General features: G+C 70.5%; 13 protein-coding genes. 9 read left to right on the top strand and 4 right to left on the bottom strand.

Annotation, left to right across the window (positions count from 1 at the left end; all coding sequences use genetic code 11):
• Positions 1–194: 194 nt before the first annotated feature.
• Positions 195–635, top strand: coding sequence for a GIY-YIG nuclease family protein (locus ASC65_RS08720; RefSeq protein ID WP_082525950.1), 441 nt, complete (start codon positions 195–197; stop codon positions 633–635).
• Between the two features lie 146 nt (positions 636–781).
• On the opposite strand, the gene ASC65_RS08715 is transcribed toward ASC65_RS08720, so the two are convergent.
• Entirely contained in the window at positions 782–2,620 is a 1,839-nt protein-coding gene (locus ASC65_RS08715) for a family 43 glycosylhydrolase (protein WP_082525949.1), read from the bottom strand.
• 65 nt (positions 2,621–2,685) lie between these two features.
• On the opposite strand from ASC65_RS08715, the gene selD reads away from it, so the two are divergent.
• The 8 genes from selD to ASC65_RS08675 all read left to right on the top strand — a co-directional run bounded on the left by selD (position 2,686) and on the right by ASC65_RS08675 (position 13,642).
• Complete coding sequence (gene selD, locus ASC65_RS08710; protein WP_056451711.1) at positions 2,686–3,732, top strand: selenide, water dikinase SelD; 1,047 nt, start codon at positions 2,686–2,688, stop codon at positions 3,730–3,732.
• Complete coding sequence (gene mnmH / locus ASC65_RS08705; RefSeq protein ID WP_056451709.1) at positions 3,729–4,793, top strand: tRNA 2-selenouridine(34) synthase MnmH; 1,065 nt, start codon at positions 3,729–3,731, stop codon at positions 4,791–4,793. Before selD ends, mnmH begins: the two co-directional genes overlap by 4 nt.
• A 9-nt stretch (positions 4,794–4,802) precedes the next feature.
• On the top strand, positions 4,803–6,098 hold the full coding sequence (locus tag ASC65_RS08700) for a dicarboxylate/amino acid:cation symporter (protein ID WP_056451707.1): 1,296 nt from the start codon (positions 4,803–4,805) through the stop codon (positions 6,096–6,098).
• A gap of 2 nt (positions 6,099–6,100) precedes the next feature.
• Positions 6,101–7,159 (top strand): SGNH/GDSL hydrolase family protein, encoded by a 1,059-nt coding sequence (locus ASC65_RS08695; protein WP_056451705.1) that lies wholly within the window; start codon positions 6,101–6,103, stop codon positions 7,157–7,159.
• Positions 7,160–7,256: 97 nt separating this feature from the next.
• Positions 7,257–10,886: a hydantoinase B/oxoprolinase family protein gene (locus ASC65_RS08690; protein WP_056451702.1), complete on the top strand. Its 3,630-nt coding sequence runs from the start codon at positions 7,257–7,259 to the stop codon at positions 10,884–10,886.
• Positions 10,887–10,929: 43 nt separating this feature from the next.
• Positions 10,930–11,664 (top strand): DUF969 domain-containing protein, encoded by a 735-nt coding sequence (locus ASC65_RS08685; protein WP_056451700.1) that lies wholly within the window; start codon positions 10,930–10,932, stop codon positions 11,662–11,664.
• On the top strand, positions 11,661–12,626 hold the full coding sequence (locus ASC65_RS08680; protein ID WP_056451698.1) for a DUF979 domain-containing protein: 966 nt from the start codon (positions 11,661–11,663) through the stop codon (positions 12,624–12,626). Before ASC65_RS08685 ends, ASC65_RS08680 begins: the two co-directional genes overlap by 4 nt.
• A 2-nt stretch (positions 12,627–12,628) precedes the next feature.
• The gene (locus tag ASC65_RS08675) at positions 12,629–13,642 is read left to right on the top strand and encodes a DUF2891 domain-containing protein (RefSeq protein WP_056451696.1); all 1,014 of its coding nucleotides are present in this window, start codon (positions 12,629–12,631) and stop codon (positions 13,640–13,642) included.
• Here the strand turns inward: ASC65_RS08675 and ASC65_RS08670 are convergent.
• From ASC65_RS08670 to carB, 3 genes are all read right to left on the bottom strand, one after another.
• Positions 13,639–13,917, bottom strand: coding sequence for a DUF1294 domain-containing protein (locus ASC65_RS08670; RefSeq protein WP_056451694.1), 279 nt, complete (start codon positions 13,915–13,917; stop codon positions 13,639–13,641). The genes ASC65_RS08675 and ASC65_RS08670 overlap by 4 nt on opposite strands.
• Before the next feature lie 9 nt (positions 13,918–13,926).
• Positions 13,927–14,958 (bottom strand): hypothetical protein, encoded by a 1,032-nt coding sequence (locus ASC65_RS08665; protein ID WP_056451690.1) that lies wholly within the window; start codon positions 14,956–14,958, stop codon positions 13,927–13,929.
• Positions 14,959–15,166: 208 nt separating this feature from the next.
• Entirely contained in the window at positions 15,167–18,466 is a 3,300-nt protein-coding gene (gene carB / locus ASC65_RS08660; protein ID WP_056451688.1) for a carbamoyl-phosphate synthase large subunit, read from the bottom strand.
• Positions 18,467–18,472 lie beyond the last annotated feature (6 nt).

Here is an 18,472-nt window from a genome sequence, read left to right as displayed (position 1 = left end):
GGCACAACGCGCTGTAGGTGGGGCTGTTCAATCGACAGCGCCCCCTCCTCCGTCACCCTCGGGCTTGTCCCGAGGGCCCAAGAACTCGGTGGCGGCCCCAGGGCCCACGACCGCCACCCAGTTCTTGGATCCTCGCCACAAGGGCGAGGATGACGGGTGAACAAAGAGGCTGGACAAAAATCAATGTTCGCTGAATGTTCTCCCTGTGCCGGGAGGACGCGATGGTCTCACGCGACGGCGTCATCGCCGCCTACATGATGGCAAACCGCCGGCACGGCGCGATCTATATCGGGGTGTCGGGCAATCTCATCCTTCGGGTGCAAGACCATCGCGAGGGACGCGTCGACGGCCACACGAAAACCTACGGGCTCAAGCGCCTGGTCTGGTTCCAGCCCCATGAATTGATGACCGAGGCTATCCGGCACGAGAAGCGGCTGAAGCGCTATCTGCGCGATTGGAAGATCAACCTCATTGAACGCGCGAACCCGGACTGGGCGGACCTCTATCCGGGACTCATCGACCCTGGGGTGGCTTGGCAGGGCGATCACAACGACTGGCGCGACTGGAGACCAAGAGCGCCGGACCCGCCGAAGCGACGCGCGCTGCCGAAAGGATGGAATCCGGAAGGGGAGTGAGCGGCGTTTCGCTCCCATTTCGCTCCCTCCTCCGTCACCCTCGGGCTTGTCCCGAGGGCCCAAGAACTCGGTGGTTGATTGCAGGTCCTTGAGCGGTCACCGCGCGCATGGGCCCTCGGGACAAGCCCGAGGGCGACGTGGAAAGGTCAATCCGCCGGAACCGCCGTCACCTCGCCCAGCTCCGACACCCCGCTGGCCGAGAAGGCCTCGACCGCGAACCAGTAGTCGACCCCGACATTGAGCGCCCGCACCTCCTGCCGGTCGCCCTGAGCCGCCAGGTCGTCGGCGTAGACCTGGTAGGTCAGGAACAGCCGGTCCGGGGCCGTGCCCCAGCGGATGTTGTAGCCGAGCGCGCCCTCGACCGGGTGGATGCGGACCAGGGCGTTGCGCTGGTCCCCGGCGCGAGAGACCTCGGCGGCCGGGGTCGCCGGAGCCGCGCCCTCCGCCGTCCCGAACACCCGGAAGTCCGAGATGGCCAGGTTGGCCCCGGCCACCTCGCCATGCTCGTAGCGTATGAAGCGGGCCTCCACCGGCCGCTCGCCCTCGACATAGGCGTTCGGGCGGTCGCGCTCGGAGCCCGACAGGTCGGCGAAAACCTGCCAGTCGGCGCCATCGCGGGACCACAGGATGCGGAACCGGGTGCGGATGTCGGGGCTCTCGGCGAAGATTCCGGACTGGTAGTCGGCGTAGTTCACCTGCACCGCATGCACCGTCTTCAGCCCGCCGAGGTCCAGCGTCAGGGTCTCGCCGGGGCGGTTGGCTCCCGCGACCCAGAAGGTGCGCGGGTTCTCGTCGGTGGCCCGATCGGCGGTGAACTCGCCGGTGGTCGAGGAGGCCTCGGCCGGGGCGCGGTAGGAGAGGGGGAACCAGCCGGTGAACAGGCTGTCCGGATCGTCGACCTTCCCGACAGGCATGCGCTGCGGATAGTCGCCGAAGCGGCTGGAGAAATGCATCTGACCGTCGGCCGTGAAGCCGCCCGGGAACATCGCGATGCGCCGCTCGAAGGTCCAGTTGTGGCCAATCCACGGGGTGCCGGTGTTCCACCAGTTGCCGTGCCGGTCCTGGAAGGTCGAGCCGTGCCCGGCCCCCTCGACGAAGCCGCCTGGCTTGTAGCTGATCGGATTGTACGGCGCGTATTCGAACGGTCCCAGCGGCTGGTCGGCGACGTAGACGCCGTTGGCGTAGGCGTTGAACTCCGTCCCGGGCGCCCCGTACTGCAGGTAGTAGCGCCCGCCATGCTTCGTCATCCAGGCGCCCTCCATATAGGGCTTGATGGCCGTGCCGTCGGGCAGGGTCCCCGAGTGGTCCTGGCCGAACCGCTCCCAGCCGTGCTGGTCCGGATGCAGGACGTGCAGCTTGATTGGATCGCTCACGAACCGCATCGGGGGCGCCGAATCCAGCTCCGCCGCATAGAGCGGATAGATGTTCGACGAGCCCCAGTAGAGGTACCAGCGGCCGTCATCGTCGATGAACAGGCCCGGATCCCAGGGCCCCGGCGGCAGCTTGCCCTCGGGCAGGCCGCCTTCGCCGAAACTGCCCTCCTCGTTGCGGCTGACCGCGCCGGGCACAGGCGGCAGGATGCGGGTGTGCCACTCCCACTGGCCGGTCTCGGGATGCTCCGAGACCAGCAGCGGCCGCGGCTCGAAGGCCGACTGCATGAGGTACAGCTTCTCGCCGTCCGACACCGCCGCCGGGGCGACATTGCTCTCGAACGGCCATTTGTTCGGATGGACATAGGTCCAGTCGATCAGGTTCTCGCTGGTCCAGTAGCCGTCGGCCAGGGTCTGGAACAGGAAGTAGCGGTCCCGGTGCAGCACGATCACCGGGTCGGCCCCGGTGCGGTAGCTGATCCCCCGGTGGGTCTGCTCGAAATTGTATTTGTAATCCACGTCCACCGGATTGGCCCAGGTCCGGGCCTCCTGGGCGGCGGCCGAGTGGGCGAGGGCGGCGGCGGCGGCGGCGGCGAGCAGCAGGGTCTGGCGCATGGCCGAGGGGTAACACGCCGAACCCCCTGTTGAGTTCACGAGCGGTTTCGACCTAAGCCGATGGGATGACCGACGTGACACCCCGCCTGACCTCGCTCGCCCATGGCGGCGGCTGCGGCTGCAAGCTGGCCCCGGCGGTGCTGCAGGACATCCTCAAGGGCATGCCCCAGGCCGCGCCGTTCGCCAATCTGATGGTCGGGACCGAGACCAGCGACGACGCCGCCGTCTGGCGCCTCAACGACCAGCAGGCCCTGGTGGCCACGACCGACTTCTTCATGCCGGTGGTCGACGACCCGTTCGACTTCGGCCGCATCGCCGCGACCAACGCCCTGTCCGACATCTACGCCATGGGCGGGACGCCGATCCTCGCCCTGGCCCTGGTCGGCATGCCGGTGGCCACCCTCTCCACGGAGACCATCGGCAAGATCCTGCAGGGCGGGGCCGACGTCTGCGCCGCGGCGGGCATCCCGGTGGCCGGCGGCCATTCCATCGACAGCGTCGAGCCGATCTACGGCCTGGTGGCGCTGGGCCTGGTCCATCCGGACCAGGTGCTGACCAACCGGGGCGCCCGCGCCGGCGACGTGCTGATCCTGACCAAGGCGCTCGGCGTCGGCGTGCTCAGCGCCGCCTTCAAGCAGGAGCGCCTGGACGCCGCCGGCTACGCCGCCCTGATCGGCTCGACGACCAAGCTCAACACCCTCGGCGCCAAGCTGGCGGGCCGCGCCGGCATGCACGCCGTCACCGACGTCACCGGCTTCGGCCTGCTCGGTCATGCGCTGGAGATGGCGCGCGGCTCGGGCCTGACCGTCGAGCTGACCGCCCGGCCGCCGCTGCTGGACGGCGTCGCCGCCCTGCTCGAAGCCGGCGTCCGCACCGGCGCCTCGGGCCGCAACTGGGCCAGCTACGGCGAGAGCGTCGACCTGCCCGCGGACCTCTCCCAGGCCGCCCGCGACCTGCTCACCGACCCCCAGACCTCCGGCGGCCTGCTGATCGCCGTCGCCGCCGACCAGGCCGAGGCCCTGCTGGCCCTGGCGCAGGCCGAGGGCTTCGACCGCGCCGCTGTCGTCGGCCGGGTCGTCGAGGGCCCGGCCCGGGTCCGCGTCGCCGCATGATCCGCCGCACCGCCGATCTCAGTCCGGCGGCCCGCGACGGCTTCGACGCCCTGATCGACGTCCGCAGCCCGTCCGAGTTCGCCCTCGACCATCTGCCGGGCGCCCTCAACCTGCCGGTGCTCGACGACGCCGAGCGCGCCTCGGTCGGGACCGAATACGTCCAGGGCTCCAAATTCCTCGCCCGCCGCCGCGGCGCCGCCCTCGTCGCCCGCAACATCGCCGCCCATCTGGAGGCCGCGCTGGCCGAGCGGGGCGGGGGCTTCAAGCCACTGGTCTACTGCTGGCGCGGCGGCCAGCGCTCGGGGGCCATGGTCACCGTCATGGACCAAGTCGGCTGGCCGGTGACCCTGCTCGAGGGCGGCTACCAGACCTGGCGCCGTCAGGTCGCCCACGCCCTGCACGACGCGCCCCTGGCCCATCGCCTCGTCCTGATCGACGGCCCCACAGGATCGGGGAAGACCGCCCTGTTGCAGGCCCTCGTCGCCAAGGGCGTCCAGATCCTCGACCTTGAAGCCCTCGCCGCCCACCGGGGCTCCCTGTTCGGGGCCATGCCCGACGGCCAGCCGTCGCAGAAGGCCTTCGAGAGCCGGCTCCACGACGCCCTGTCACGCCTCGACCCCGCCCGCCCGGTGGTGGTGGAGGCCGAGAGCAGCCGCATCGGGGCCCGCGTCGTCCCGCCCTCGCTCTGGGCCGCCATGAGCGTGGCGCCGGTCATCGAGCTGGACGTCCCGGTCGAGGCCCGTCTGGCCTTCACCCTCGACGCCTACGCCTCCATCGCAGCCGATCCCGAGGCCATCGACGCCGCCCTGACCCGCCTGCCGCGTCACCACGCCAAGAGCACGGTCGCCGAGTGGCGCGCCCTGGCCGCCGCCGGCGAGATCGAGGCCTTGGCCCGCGCCCTGATGGTCGAGCACTACGACCCCGCCTACCGCCGTCAGGGCGCGACCCGCGAGCGGACGCTGCTCGACCGTATCCGTCTCTCCGAACTGTCCCCGGCCGCCCTCGACGCCGTGGCGACCGACGTCATCTCGGCTCTCGACCGGAGCCGCGAGCCCATCTAGCGTCGCCGCATGAGCCGCTCCCGCACCGCCGCCGTCATGTCGTCCCTGAGCCTGCAGGTGCTCGCCGCCCTGTTGGCGGGCCTCGCCGCCGGCGCCGCCGCCCAGGCCTGGGGCATCCCCGGCGGGACGGGCTCGGTCGCCCTGATCGAAGGGCTGGGCCAGCTGTGGCTCAACGCCCTGCGCATGACCATCATCCCGCTGGTCTTCAGCCTGCTGGTCACCGGCATCGCCTCCATCGCCGACGCGGCCGCCACCGGCCGGCTGGCGCTCAAGGCGGTGATCGTCTTCGCCCTGCTGCTGGTCGGGGCCACCGTCTACGGCATCTTCGCCTCCCAGGGTCTGCACGCCCTGTGGCCCATCGACCCCGAGGGCGGCCGCCTGCTCATGGCCGGCGCGGCGGGCGACGCCGTGGTGCGCGAGAACCTGGGCGGCGGGGGCCTGCCCGCCTTCCTGACCAGCCTCGCCCCGGCCAATCCTGTCCGCGCCGCCGCCGAGGACGCCATCCTCGGCATCGTCGTCTTCGCCATCGTCTTCGGCTTCGCCACCACCCGCCTCGACGCCCGCCTGCGCCAGCCCCTGACCGTCTTCTTCGAGGCCGTGTCCGAGACGATGATCGTCATCGTCCACTGGGTGCTGCGCGCCGCCCCGCTCGGCGTCTTCGCCCTGTCGCTGGGCGTCGGCCTGCGCGCCGGCCTCGGCGCCGCCGGCGTGCTGGGCCACTACATCGCCCTGGTCAGTCTGGTGCTGATCGGCCTCATCCTGCTGACCTATGTGGTGGCCGTGGTCTTCGGTCGGGTCAGCCTCGGCCGCTTCGCCCGCGCCGCCGCCCCCGCGCAGGTGGTGGCCTTCTCGACCCAGTCTTCGCTGGCCTGCCTGCCGGTGATGGTCGAGCGGGCCCGCGACCGGCTCGGCGTCTCGGCCGCCACCGCCGGCCTGGTCCTGCCGCTGGCCGTGGCCGTGTTCCGCATCACCTCGACCGTCGCCAACCTGGCCGTCTGCATCTTCGTGGCCCACCTGTACGGCATTCCCCTGACGCCCGGCGTCCTGTTCGCCGGCGGCGTGGCGGCCTTGGCCATCAGCGTCGGCACCGTCGGCCTGCCGGGCCAGGTCAGCTTCTTCGCCTCCATCGCCCCCATCGCCCTGGCCATGGGCCTGCCGCTCGAGGTCCTGCCCCTGCTGCTGGCGGTCGAGGTGGTGCCCGACATCTTCCGCACCGTCGGCAACGTCACTGCCGACCTCGCCGCCGCTCGCATCGTCGAGGGCCGCGACGCCGATCTCGATCCGGAAGCGGCCTCGGGCATCTGAGCATGCGCCGTCCGGGCCTCGTCCTCGCCGCCGCCGCCGTTGTCGCACTCGCAGGCCCGGCGCTCGCCCAGGAAGCCCTACCGCTGCACATCGGCGGCCGCGTCGCCGCCGCGCCCGACGGCTCGCTCAGCTTCGGCTGGCCGGGGGTCTATTTCGAGGGCCGGTTTGAGGGGACCGGCGTCACCGTCAGCCTCGACGCCCCGCGTGACCATCTACGCGTGCTCATCGACGGCGAGGAGAAGGCCGTCCTGCGCGAGCCCGGCCGCGTCGCCCTGACCCTGGCAGACCTGTCGCCGGGCGAACATGTCGTCCGCCTCGAGAAGCTGACCGAGAACCAGGCCGGCGCCGGCCGCTTCCTCGGTTTCCGCGCCGTCGGCGACACCGCCGCCCTGCCGCCCCGGCCCCGCGCCCGCCGCATCGAGTTCATCGGCGACAGCTTCACCGTCGGCTACGGCAACACGGCCCCCGGCCGCGATTGCACCGCCGAACAGATCCACGACCTGACCGACACCCAAGCGGCCTTCGGCCCGGTCGTCGCGCGCCGCCTCGACGCCGACTACCGCATCAACGCCTGGTCCGGCTTCGGCGTGGTCCGCAACTACGCCGGCAACGCGCCGAACCTCAGCCTGCCGACCATCTACCCGCGCCTGATCCCAAGCGCTCCCGCCCCCCTCGAAGACGCCGACGCCGGCTGGAGCCCCCAGGTCATCGTGATCAACCTCGGGACCAACGACTTCTCGACCCCGCTCAAGCCCGGCGAGGCCTGGTCCGACGAGGCCGCCCTGCGCGCCGCCTACCGCGACCGCTACCGAGCCTTCGTCCACGCGCTGCACGCCCGCCACCCGCGGGCCCGCTTCGTTCTGATGGGCGGTCCGACCTTCGCGGCTGACGTGGAGGGCGTCGCCGCCGCGTTGAATGCGGAAACGCCGGGCCGTGCCGTCAGCGCCCCCTACGACGGCCTCGATCTGATGGCCTGCGACGGGCACCCGTCCCTGGCGGACGAGGCGAAGCTGGCGGCGGTGGTCGAGGCGGCGATCGGGGAACTGGACCTAAGCTGGTAACTCGCCCCGTCGCCGGTCGACCTGGGGCGCTATATCCTCGACGCGTCGACCCCATGGGTCTGCTAGCGTCGCCCCTGAGATCCCGGAGACCATCTTCATGAGCGAGGCGATTGCGGGCTGGCGGTTCTGGATCGACCGGGGCGGCACCTTCACGGACGTGGTCGCCCGTGCTCCGGACGGTTCGCTCCAGACGCGCAAGCTGCTGTCGGCCAATCCGGAGCAGTACGCCGACGCCGCCGTGGAGGGCATCCGGCGCATCCTGGACGCCCCGCCGGGACCGCTGGCCGCGGGCCTGGTCAAGGACCTGCGGATGGGCACGACCGTGGCGACCAACGCCCTGTTGGAGCGCAAGGGCGAGCCGACCGTGCTTGCGATCACCGCAGGCTTCGGCGACGCCCTGCGCATCGGCTGGCAGGCCCGCCCCGAACTGTTCGTGCGCCACATCGTCCTCAACGATCAGCTCTACGACCGGGTGGTCGAGATCGACGAACGGGTCCGGGCGGACGGCGCCATCGACCGGGCGCTGGACGAGGACCAGGCGCGCGCCGACCTGGCCGCGGCGCATGCGGCGGGGTTCCGCGCCCTGGCCATCGTCCTGGTGCACGGCTGGCGGTTCACCGATCACGAGCGGCGCCTGGCCGAGATCGCGCGCGAGATCGGCTTCGACCAGGTCTCCGTCAGCCATGAGGTCGGGGCGCTGATCAAGCTGGTCGGGCGCGGCGACACCACGGTGGCCGACGCCTATCTGTCGCCGATCCTGCGCGCCTATGTGGAGCGCGTCGGGGCCGATCTGGGCCCGGCGACGCCGCTGCAGTTCATGCAGTCGTCCGGCGGGCTCACGGCGGCTGACGCCTTCCGGGGCAAGGACGCCATCCTGTCCGGGCCGGCCGGCGGCGTGGTGGCCATGGCCGAGACCGCCAAGGCCGCCGGCTTCGACCGCGCCATCGGCTTCGACATGGGCGGCACCTCGACCGACCTGTCCCACTTCGCCGGAGACTATGAGCGGACCTCGGACGCCGTGGTCGCCGGGGTGCGGCTGCGCGCGCCGATGCTCAGCATCCACACCGTCGCAGCCGGCGGAGGCTCGATCTGCCGTTTCGACGGCGGACGGCTGCGGGTCGGGCCGGAATCGGCCGGCGCGGTCCCGGGGCCGGCGGCCTACCGGCGCGGCGGCCCGCTGACGGTGACCGACTGCAACGTCATGGTCGGCAAGCTGAGCCCTGACTTCTTCCCCGCCGTCTTCGGCCCGAACGCGGACCAGCCGCTGGACGCCGAGGCGGTGCGGACGCGGTTTGACGCCCTGGCGGCCGAGGTCGAGGCCGCCACCGGCCGCGCCGTGTCGCCCGGCGAGCTCGCTGAGGGCTTCATCACCATCGCCGTCCAGAACATGGCCGAGGCGATGCGCGCCATCTCCATCCAGCGCGGCTATGACGTCACCCGCTATGTGCTGAACTGTTTCGGCGGCGCCGGCGGGCAGCACGCCTGCCTGGTCGCGGACGCCCTCGGCATGACCCGCGTTCTGCTGCACCCGTTCGCCGGCGTCCTGTCGGCCTACGGCATGGGCCTGGCCGAGGTGCGCGCCATCCGCCAGGCGACCGAGGCCGCCCCGCTCGACGGGGCGCGGGACCCGGCGCTGAGCGACCGCATCGCCGACCTGGCCAGAGCCGCCCGCGCCGATCTGGAGACCCAGGGCTTCGCGCCTGACGCCGTCACCACGATCGCCCGCGCCGAGATCAAATTCGCCGGCTCCGACACGCCCCTGATCGTCCCCTTTGGTCCCGCCCGGGACATGGCCGAGGCCTTCGAGGACCTGCACCGTCGCCGCTTCGGCTTCTTCGCCGAGGACAAGGCGCTGGTGGTCGAGACCCTGGAGGTGGAGGCTGTCGGCCATTCGGACCAGGCCCCCTCTGCGCCTCAGGTCCACGGCGTCGCCGGCCCGCCGCAGGCCGTCGCCCAGCTCAGCGTGCGCATGGCCGGCGCGGATCGACCCACGCCCGTTCATCGCCGCGAGGACCTCGCGCCCGGCTTCGCCATCGACGGACCGGCCATCCTGCTGGAAGCGACCGGCACCACGGTGGTCGAGCCCGGCTGGCGGGCGATCGTCGACGGCCAGGCCAATCTGCTGCTCGAGCGCGTGGTCCCGCTTCCGTCCCGCGCCGCCATCGGCACGACGGTCGATCCGATCATGCTGGAGGTGTTCAACAGCCGCTTCATGGCCTGCGCCGAACAGATGGGCGAAGCCCTGCGCGCCACCGCCTATTCGGTGAACATCAAGGAGCGGCTCGACTTCTCCTGCGCCATCTTCGACGCCACCGGCGCCCTGATCGCCAACGCGCCCCATATCCCGGTCCACCTGGGATCGATGGGCGAGAGCATCCGCACGGTCATCGCTTCGCGCGGCGACGCAGCTGACGGACGCGGCATGCGGCGCGGCGACGTCTACATGCTGAACGCCCCCTACAACGGCGGCACCCACCTGCCCGACATCACCGTCATCATGCCGGTGTTCCTGGAGGCGGACGATGCGCCGGCCTTCTTCGTCGCGGCGCGGGGGCACCATGCCGACGTGGGCGGAACGACGCCGGGCTCGATGCCCGCCTCCTCGCGCACCGTCGAGGACGAGGGAGTGCTGATCGACGACTTCCTGCTGGTCGACGCCGGCCGGCTGCGCGACGCCGAGACCCGCGCCCTGTTCGCCTCGGGCTTGCATCCCTCGCGCAACGTCGATCAGAACCTGGCCGACCTGAAGGCCCAGATCGCCTCCTGCCAGCGGGGCGCCGACGAGCTGATCCGCATGACCGCCGAGTTCGGCCGCCCGGTCGTTTCGGCCTACATGGGCCACATCCAGGACAACGCCGAAGAGGCCGTCCGCCGCGCCATCGCCGTGCTGAAACCCGGCGCCTTCGCCTACGAGATGGACGACGGCGCGGTCATCCGGGTCCAGATCGACGTCGACGCCGCCAATCGCACGGCCGTGGTCGACTTCACCGGCACGAGCGACCAGCGGCCGACCAATTTCAATGCGCCCTTGTCCATCACCCGCGCCGCGACCCTCTACGTCTTCCGCACCCTGGTCGACGACGCCATTCCGCTGAACGAAGGCTGCCTGAAGCCGATCCGGCTGATCGTGCCCGAGGGTTCGATGCTGAACCCTCGCTATCCCGCCGCCGTGGTCGCCGGCAACGTCGAGACCAGCCAGGCCGTCGTGGATACGCTCTACGGCGCCCTGGGCGTGCTGGCGGCCAGCCAGGGGACGATGAACAATTTCACCTTCGGCGACGACGCCCGCCAGTATTACGAGACCATTGCCGGCGGCTCAGGCGCGGGCCCCGGCTTCGACGGGACCAGCGCGGTCCAGACCCATATGACCAACAGCCGCCTGACCGACCCCGAGGTCCTGGAAACCCGCTTCCCGGTGTTGCTGGAGGCCTTCTCCATCCGGCGCGGCTCGGGCGGGGAGGGGCGCTGGACCGGGGGCGACGGCGCGGTGCGGCGGGTCCGCTTCCTCGAGCCGATGACGGCGGCCATTCTGTCCAACCATCGCCGTGTCCCGCCCTTCGGCGCGCAGGGCGGCGAGCCCGGCGCCGTCGGCGTCAATCGGGTCGAGCGGGCAGGCGGCGCGGTCGAGCCGCTCGGCTCCACCGCCGAGGTCGCCATGGCGCCGGGCGACGTCTTCGTCATCGAAACGCCGGGCGGCGGCGGCTTCGGCGCGAAAGACGCTTCCTGATCCGCCCGCGCTGGGCGACTGTCGCACGGAAGGGGAGGGTTCCATGCTGGTGCTACTGGGGATCGCGGTCGTGGTCGTGGGCTTCGTCGCCCGGATCAACCCGCTGGTGGTCATACTCATCGCGGCGATCACGACCGGGGTCATGGCCGCGGTCGGGCCGGGCGTGGACGCCGGCGCCCTGCTGACAGCCGCCGTCGACACCGTCAGCCGCTTCGGCAAGGCCTTCAACGACAACCGCTATTTCCACATCACCTGGCTGGTCCTGCCGGTGATCGGCCTGCTCGAGCGGGCCGGGCTGCAGGAGCGCGCGCGCGATCTGGTCACCCAGGTCCGGAACGTGACCGCCGGCCGGCTGATGCTGATCTATCTCGTCGTGCGCCAGGGCACGGCGGCCCTGGGCCTGACGTCGCTGGGCGGTCATCCGCAGATGGTCCGGCCCCTGATCGCGCCGATGGCCGAGGGCGCGGCCGAGACGGAGCACGGCCCGCTGACCGACAAGGCCCGCTTCCGCATCCGCAGCATGGCGGCCGGCACCGACAACGTCGGCCTGTTCTTCGGCGAGGACATCTTCATCGCCATCGGATCGATCGTGCTGATCGTCGGCTTCCTCGAACAGGCCGGCGTGCGCGTCGAGGCCCTGCATGTCTCCCTGTGGGCCATCCCCACGGCCCTTGTCGCCCTGGTGGTTCACGGCGCGCGACTGCTGATGTTCGACCGGCAGGTGAAGCGGGACATGGCCGTGCCCGATGCGGCGGCGGACGGGGAGGGCGGCCGATGATCACCCTCGAGCACGCCTACATCGTCACCGGCCTGATGTTCGCGGCCTTCTCGATCCTCAGCCTGCGCGATCCGCTGAACCCGACCCGGTTCCGCAGCGCGCTGTTCTGGGGCCTGATCGCCGGTTCGCTGCTGTTCGGCTCGTGGCTGGGCGATCTGGGCAACGGACTGTTGGTCATCGCCCTGGTCGTGATCGGCGCCATCGGCAAGCTGGGCGTCGGGAAGCCCGCCACCACCAGCGCCGACGAACGCCAGGCCGGCGCCGCCCGCTGGCGCAACGCCCTGTTCATCCCGGCTCTGATCGTGCCCCTGGTCGCGGTCGGCGGCACCCTTCTGGCCAAGCACACGCCCGCCGGCGCCTGGCTGATCTCGCCGGTGCAAACCACCCTGATCTCGCTGGGGCTCGGCTGCGTCATCGCCCTGGTCGCCGCCCTGGTCTGGTTCCGGCCGCCGGCCATGGCCCCGGTGCAGGAGGGGCGCCGTCTGATGGACTCCATCGGCTGGGCCGCCCTCCTGCCCCAGATGCTGGCCTCGCTCGGCGCCGTGTTTCTCGCCGCGGACGTGGGCCAGGTGGTCGGCGACCTGATCGCGACGGTCATTCCCATGACCTCGGCCTTCCTCGCCGTCTTCGCCTACTGCGCCGGCATGGCCCTGTTCACCATCGTCATGGGCAACGCCTTCGCCGCCTTCCCGGTCATGACCGCGGCCATCGGCCTGCCCATCGTTGTCCACCAGTTCGGCGGCGATCCGGCCATCGTCTGCGCCATCGGCATGCTGGCCGGCTTCTGCGGGACGCTGATGACGCCCATGGCCGCCAACTTCAACGTCGTGCCCGCCAACCTGCTGGAGCTGCCGGATCGCAACGCGCCCCTGAACGGCGTCATTCGCGCCCAGCTGCCCACCGCCGCCGTCATGCTCGTGGCCAACATGCTGCTGATGTACTTCCTCGCCTTCCGGTTCTGACCATGACCCAGCCTGTCGACGCCGCCCTCGCAGCCCGCTTCGCCGCCACCGCCCTCGGCCATGTGACGCGCGAGTATCCGAACCACATCATGCATGTGCTGACGGGGCCGGAGGACGCCCGCACGCCGCGCGACATGCACCCGATCTTCTTCGGCAGCTTCGACTGGCATTCCTGCGTGCACGGCTGGTGGACCCTGTTCACCCTCTACCGGCTGCACCCGGACATGGCCGAGGCCGCGCGCATCCGCGAGCTGGCCGATACGCTGTTCACCCCGGACGCGGTCGCCGGCGAGGCCGCCTATCTGGCCCGGCCCGAGGCGCGCGGCTTCGAGCGGCCCTACGGCTGGGCGTGGCTGCTCATGCTGGCCGCGGAGCTGGGGCGGCACGAGACGGAGGAGGGGCGTCGCTGGTTCGAAACCCTGCGGCCCCTGGCCCAGGTCTTCGCCGACCGGTTCAAGGCCTTCCTGCCCCTGGCGGACTACCCGGTCCGCGTGGGGACCCACTACAACACCGCCTTCGCCCTGCGGCTGACGCTCGACTACGCCGACGCCCACGACGCCGACCTCGCCGCCGCCTGTCGCGACGCCGCCCGGCGCTGGCACGGGGGCGACCGCGACTGCCAGGCCTGGGAGCCGTCGCAGGACGAGTTCCTGTCCCCCGCCCTGATGGAGGCCGAGCTGATGCGTCGGGTCCTGGCCCCCGACGCCTACCGCACCTGGTTCGATGCTTTTTTGCCGCGGCTGGCCGGGGGCGAGCCGGCGACCCTTCTCTCGCCCGCCCGGGTCAGCGACCGCACCGACGGCAAGATCGCGCACCTGGATGGCCTGAACCTGAGCCGCGGCTGGTGCTGGCGCGCCATCGCCGCGAGCCTGCCGGCCTCGGAGCCGCTGAAGGCCGCCGCCGCCGCCGCGGCCCAGCGGCACCTCGACGTCGCGCTTCCGCATGTCACCGGCGACTATATGGGCGAGCACTGGCTCGCCAGCTTCGCCCTGCTGGCCCTGCTGCAGCCCGACTAGCGCAGCAGCCAAACCCCTGCGGCTGCGGCGGCCAGGTTCACGATCACGGCCAGTCCCAGCCATGTCGCGAACGGCTGTTTCCGCGTCTTGTGGCGTAGCAACTGCTGGCCCAGCCAGGCGCCGGGTCCGCCCAGCAGCGCCGCGAGAAGCAGGGTCCGCTCCGGGAGGCGTCGCCCACCGCCGCGCGCCCGCGCCTTGTCGAAGGCGAACAGGCCGAAGGCGACGGCGCTGGCCGCCGCCCAGGCGGCCAGCAGGAGGTTCAACGTAGGGAACATGGGCGGCGGCTAGCGCGAGGTTCGCATCACCGGCACGGTAAGCAACCGATGGTCAGTCGGGACGTCGGCGGAGCCCCAGCAACACGCCGACATGACGAACAGAATCCCGTCCTGTTCGTCGCTGATACGTAACCCGTGCCAATCCCTTAACGCTGGCGTGGGGTGCATCTCGATCGTGCCGGACCGAGAGCGTGCGTACTGCTTCTGCGAGACCGCGACCCAGCCGTCGGCTGTCTGGACCAGCCCGTCGAAGGGCCAGGTCTGTCCGGGGAGAGGCCAGCCCGGGTCTGACTGCACGGTATGGGCGAACACCGACGTAATCCGGTCTCCGCAGACTCGCACGATCTCACCCTCTTTCAGGCTCAGATGGGCCAAGCTTGTCCCAACGATAATGCAGTCCGTGCGGGATGGGTCGGGAAACACGCCGACGACCGGGTCGCAGTCCGGGTTGAGTCGTCCCCCGCAGAGTTCGTTGCTAGCTTCCGTGACGAAGGCTACCGATCCCGTAATGGGGTCGATCCGGCGCAGGCCGCCTCCCCACTCCCCGCGAGCATAGCCAACGTAGACGCGTCCCTCAGCGTCGGCCGCCACGTGGACGCCCGGCGACAATTCGCCGGCGAGCGGGACTTCGCGCCAGTCGCCTGCGTCGTGAAGAATGAGCTGTCGGCTCGTCACCAGGCCGGGCCAAGCGCCGCCGCTGGTGAACATTCCGATCTGATCGTCCGAGGAAGCGAGGGTCGCCGAGCGCGACGGATCCCGCAGGTCCTCGATGATGACCGCGCCGTACTCGTCGGGACCCCGTAGCGCCCAGAGCCGGTCGCCGTCCGGCAGCATATCGACGAAGCCTCGTCCAAGGAGCGTCCGCTCGCCCGTTCGCCGGTCGATCCGGACGAGGACGCCGTCCATGCCGCGGAGCCACAGATGCTCGGCGTCCGCCGCCGCCTCGACCACGGCTCGACCCAGGTCCGGATCGGACCAGGTTTGGGCGGCGGTCGGCCCGCTCAGTCCGATGGTTAGGAGGAATGTGAGCAGCATGCGCATAAGGCTCAGCTTAGCGCGTTTTTCGCTTTGAGCCGAACTGGCCCCACACCCCTTCACCAGAGCGGACCGCCGTCAGCCGGTAGCGGATTCCCGGCTCGGCCCTTTCGGGCCGTCCGGGAGTTCGTCAGATGCCAGGCCTCGTCGCCCGATTTCGCTTCGCTCGTCGGGGATGACAAGCTCGACTTCACCACCTCGGGGCGCGGTCCGCTTACGCGTAGCTCTGGATCGGGCGGACATCCAGATCGCCGGCGCGGACGGCGGCGATGGCCTGGGCGGCGGCGAGTGCGGCGGAGGAGGTGGTGTAGTAGGGGATCTTCATCATCAGGGCCGTGCGGCGCAGCGAGAAGCTGTCCTGCAGCGACTGCTTGCCCTCGGTGGTGTTGATGACCAACTGGACCTCGCCGTTCTTCATCGCGTCGACGATGTGCGGACGGCCTTCCAGCACCTTCTTCACGTGGCCGACGGGCACGCCCTGGCCGGTCAGGTACTCGTGCGTCCCGCCCGTGGCGATCAGGCTGAAGCCCTGGGCCAGCAGGGTGTTCGCCGTCTCGATCACGAACGGCTTGTCCGAGTCCTTGACCGAGATGAAGGCGCAGCCGCTGGTCGGCAGGGTGGTGCCGCCGCCGATCTGGCTCTTGGCGAAGGCGCGGGCGAAGGCGGGAGCCATGTCGGTCTCGCCCTCACGCTTCCAGTCCAGGCCCATGACCTCGCCGGTCGAGCGCATTTCCGGGCCCAGGATGGTGTCCACGCCGGCGAAACGGGCGAACGGGAAGACCGCCTCCTTCACCGCGATGTGGTCATAGGGCTTGTCGGCAAGGCCGAAGGATTTCAGCGGCACGCCGGCCATGACCTTGGCGGCGATGGCGGCGATCGGCTGGCCGATGGTCTTGGCCACGAAGGGAGCCGTGCGCGAGGCGCGCGGGTTCACTTCCAGCACGAAGATGCGCGGCTCGGCCGAGTGCGGCTCCTCGATGGCGAACTGGACGTTCATCAGGCCGCGGACCTTCAGGGCCCGGGCCATGGCCTCGGTCTGGCGCTTCAGCTCGGCGATGGTGGCGGCCGAGAGGGAGTAGGGGGGCATGGAGCAGGCGCTGTCGCCCGAGTGCACGCCGGCCTCTTCGATGTGCTCCAGCACGCCCGCCACGAACACCGTCTCGTCGTCGCACAGGGCGTCGACGTCCACCTCGGTGGCGCGGTTCAGATAGTGGTCGATCAGCACCGGATCGTCGCCCGAGACGCGCATCGCCTCGCCGACGTAGCGGTCCAGCTGCTCACGGTCATGGACGATCATCATGCCGCGGCCGCCCAGCACGTAGGACGGGCGCAGGACGACCGGATAGCCGACCTCCTCGGCCTTGCGGGCGGCTTCCTCGGCCGAGCGGGCCAGGCCGTTGGGCGGCTGCATCAGGCCGATGTCGTGCAGCATGACCTGGAAGCGCTCGCGGTCCTCGGCCAGGTCGATGGAGTCGACGCTGGTGCCGAGGATCGGCACGCCGTCCTCCTGCAGGGCGTGGGCCAGCTTCAGCGGGGTCTGGCCGCCGAACTGGACGACCACGCCGATCAGCTCGCCCTTGGAGCGCTCCACCTCGATCAGCTCCAGCACGTCCTCGGCCGTCAGCGGCTCGAAATACAGCCGGTCCGAGGTGTCGTAGTCGGTCGAGACCGTCTCGGGGTTGCAGTTGACCATGATGCTCTCGACGCCGATGTCGTCGAAGGCGAAGGCCGCGTGGCAGCAGCAGTAATCGAACTCGATGCCTTGCCCGATCCGGTTCGGCCCGCCGCCCAGGATGATCGCCTTCTTGCGATCCGAGGGCTGGGCTTCGCACTGCGGAACCTGGCCCAGGGCCCCGGTCTCATAGGTCGAATACATATAGGCGGTGGCGCTGGCGAACTCGGCCGCGCACGTGTCGATGCGCTTGAACACCGGGCGCACGTTCAGGCCGCGGCGGGCCTTGCGGACCTCGGCCTCGGTCTTGCCGGTCAGCTGGGCCAGGCGGGCGTCGGAGAAGCCCTTGGCTTTCAGCTTGCGGAAGTCGGTCGGCGTCGTCGGCAGGCCCTGGACCACCACATGGCCCTCGGTGCGGACGATGTCGGCGATCTGGCGCAGGAACCAGGGCTCGTAGGAGCAGGCCGCGTTGACCTCTTCGACCGACAGGCCGTGGCGGAAGGCCTGGGCGATGACGCGGATGCGGTCCGGCGTCGGCTGGCCCAGGGCGCGGATGACGGCGGCGCGGGCCGAGGCGTCGTCCTCGACGTCCGCCACGCCCTCGATCTCGATCTCGTTGAAACCGGTCAGGCCGGTCTCGAGACCGCGCAGGGCCTTCTGCATCGACTCCTGGAAGGTGCGGCCGATGGCCATGACCTCGCCGACCGACTTCATCGAGGTCGACAGGGTCGCCTCGGCGCCGGGGTATTTCTCGAAGGCGAAGCGCGGGATCTTGGTGACGACATAGTCGATCGACGGCTCGAACGAGGCCGGGGTCACCTGGGTGATGTCGTTGGTCAGTTCGTCCAGCGTGTAGCCGACGGCCAGGCGGGCGGCGACCTTGGCGATCGGGAAGCCGGTGGCCTTCGACGCCAGGGCCGAGGAGCGCGACACGCGGGGGTTCATCTCGATGACGACCATGCGGCCGTCGGCCGGGTTGATCGCCCATTGCACGTTCGAGCCGCCGGTCTCGACGCCGATCTCGCGCAGGACGTTGATCGAGCCCGTGCGCATGCGCTGGTACTCTTTGTCGGTCAGGGTCAGGGCCGGGGCGACGGTGATGGAGTCGCCGGTGTGCACGCCCATCGGGTCGATGTTCTCGATCGAGCAGATGATGATGCAGTTGTCCGCCTTGTCGCGGACGACCTCCATCTCATACTCCTTCCAGCCCAGCACCGACTCCTCGATGAGGACTTCGGTGGTCGGCGAAAGGTCGAGGCCGCGTTCGACGATCTCTTTGAATTCCTCGACATTATAGGCGATGCCGCCGCCGGTGCCGGCCAGGGTGAAGCTGGGGCGGATGATCGCCGGCAGGCCCACGAAGGCGAGGGCGTCGTCGCCCTCCTCGACGGTGTGGATGGCGCGCGAGCGCGGGCTCTCGAGGCCCAGCTTGTCCATGGCGTCGCGGAATTTCTGGCGGTCCTCCGCCTTGTCGATGACGTCGGCCTTGGCCCCGATCATCTCGACGCCGTGCTTCTTCAGCGCGCCCGAGGCGTCCAGCGCCAGGGCCGTGTTCAGCGCCGTCTGACCGCCCATGGTCGGCAGCAGGGCATCCGGCTTCTCCTTGGCGATGATGCGCTCGACGAATTCCGGCGTGATCGGCTCGATGTAGGTGGCGTCGGCCACCTCCGGATCGGTCATGATCGTGGCCGGATTGGAGTTGACCAGGATGACCCTGTAGCCCTCGGCCTTCAGCGCCTTGCACGCCTGGACGCCCGAATAGTCGAACTCGCACGCCTGTCCGATCACGATCGGACCCGCGCCGATGATCAGGATGGACTGGATGTCTGTGCGCTTGGGCATGGGCCT

Origin of the sequence: Brevundimonas sp. Root1279 (assembly GCF_001425945.1) — a bacterium.
GTDB lineage: Bacteria > Pseudomonadota > Alphaproteobacteria > Caulobacterales > Caulobacteraceae > Brevundimonas.
The sequence above is the reverse complement of the archived record's forward strand: the minus strand, read 5'-3'. Positions and strand labels throughout refer to the sequence as shown.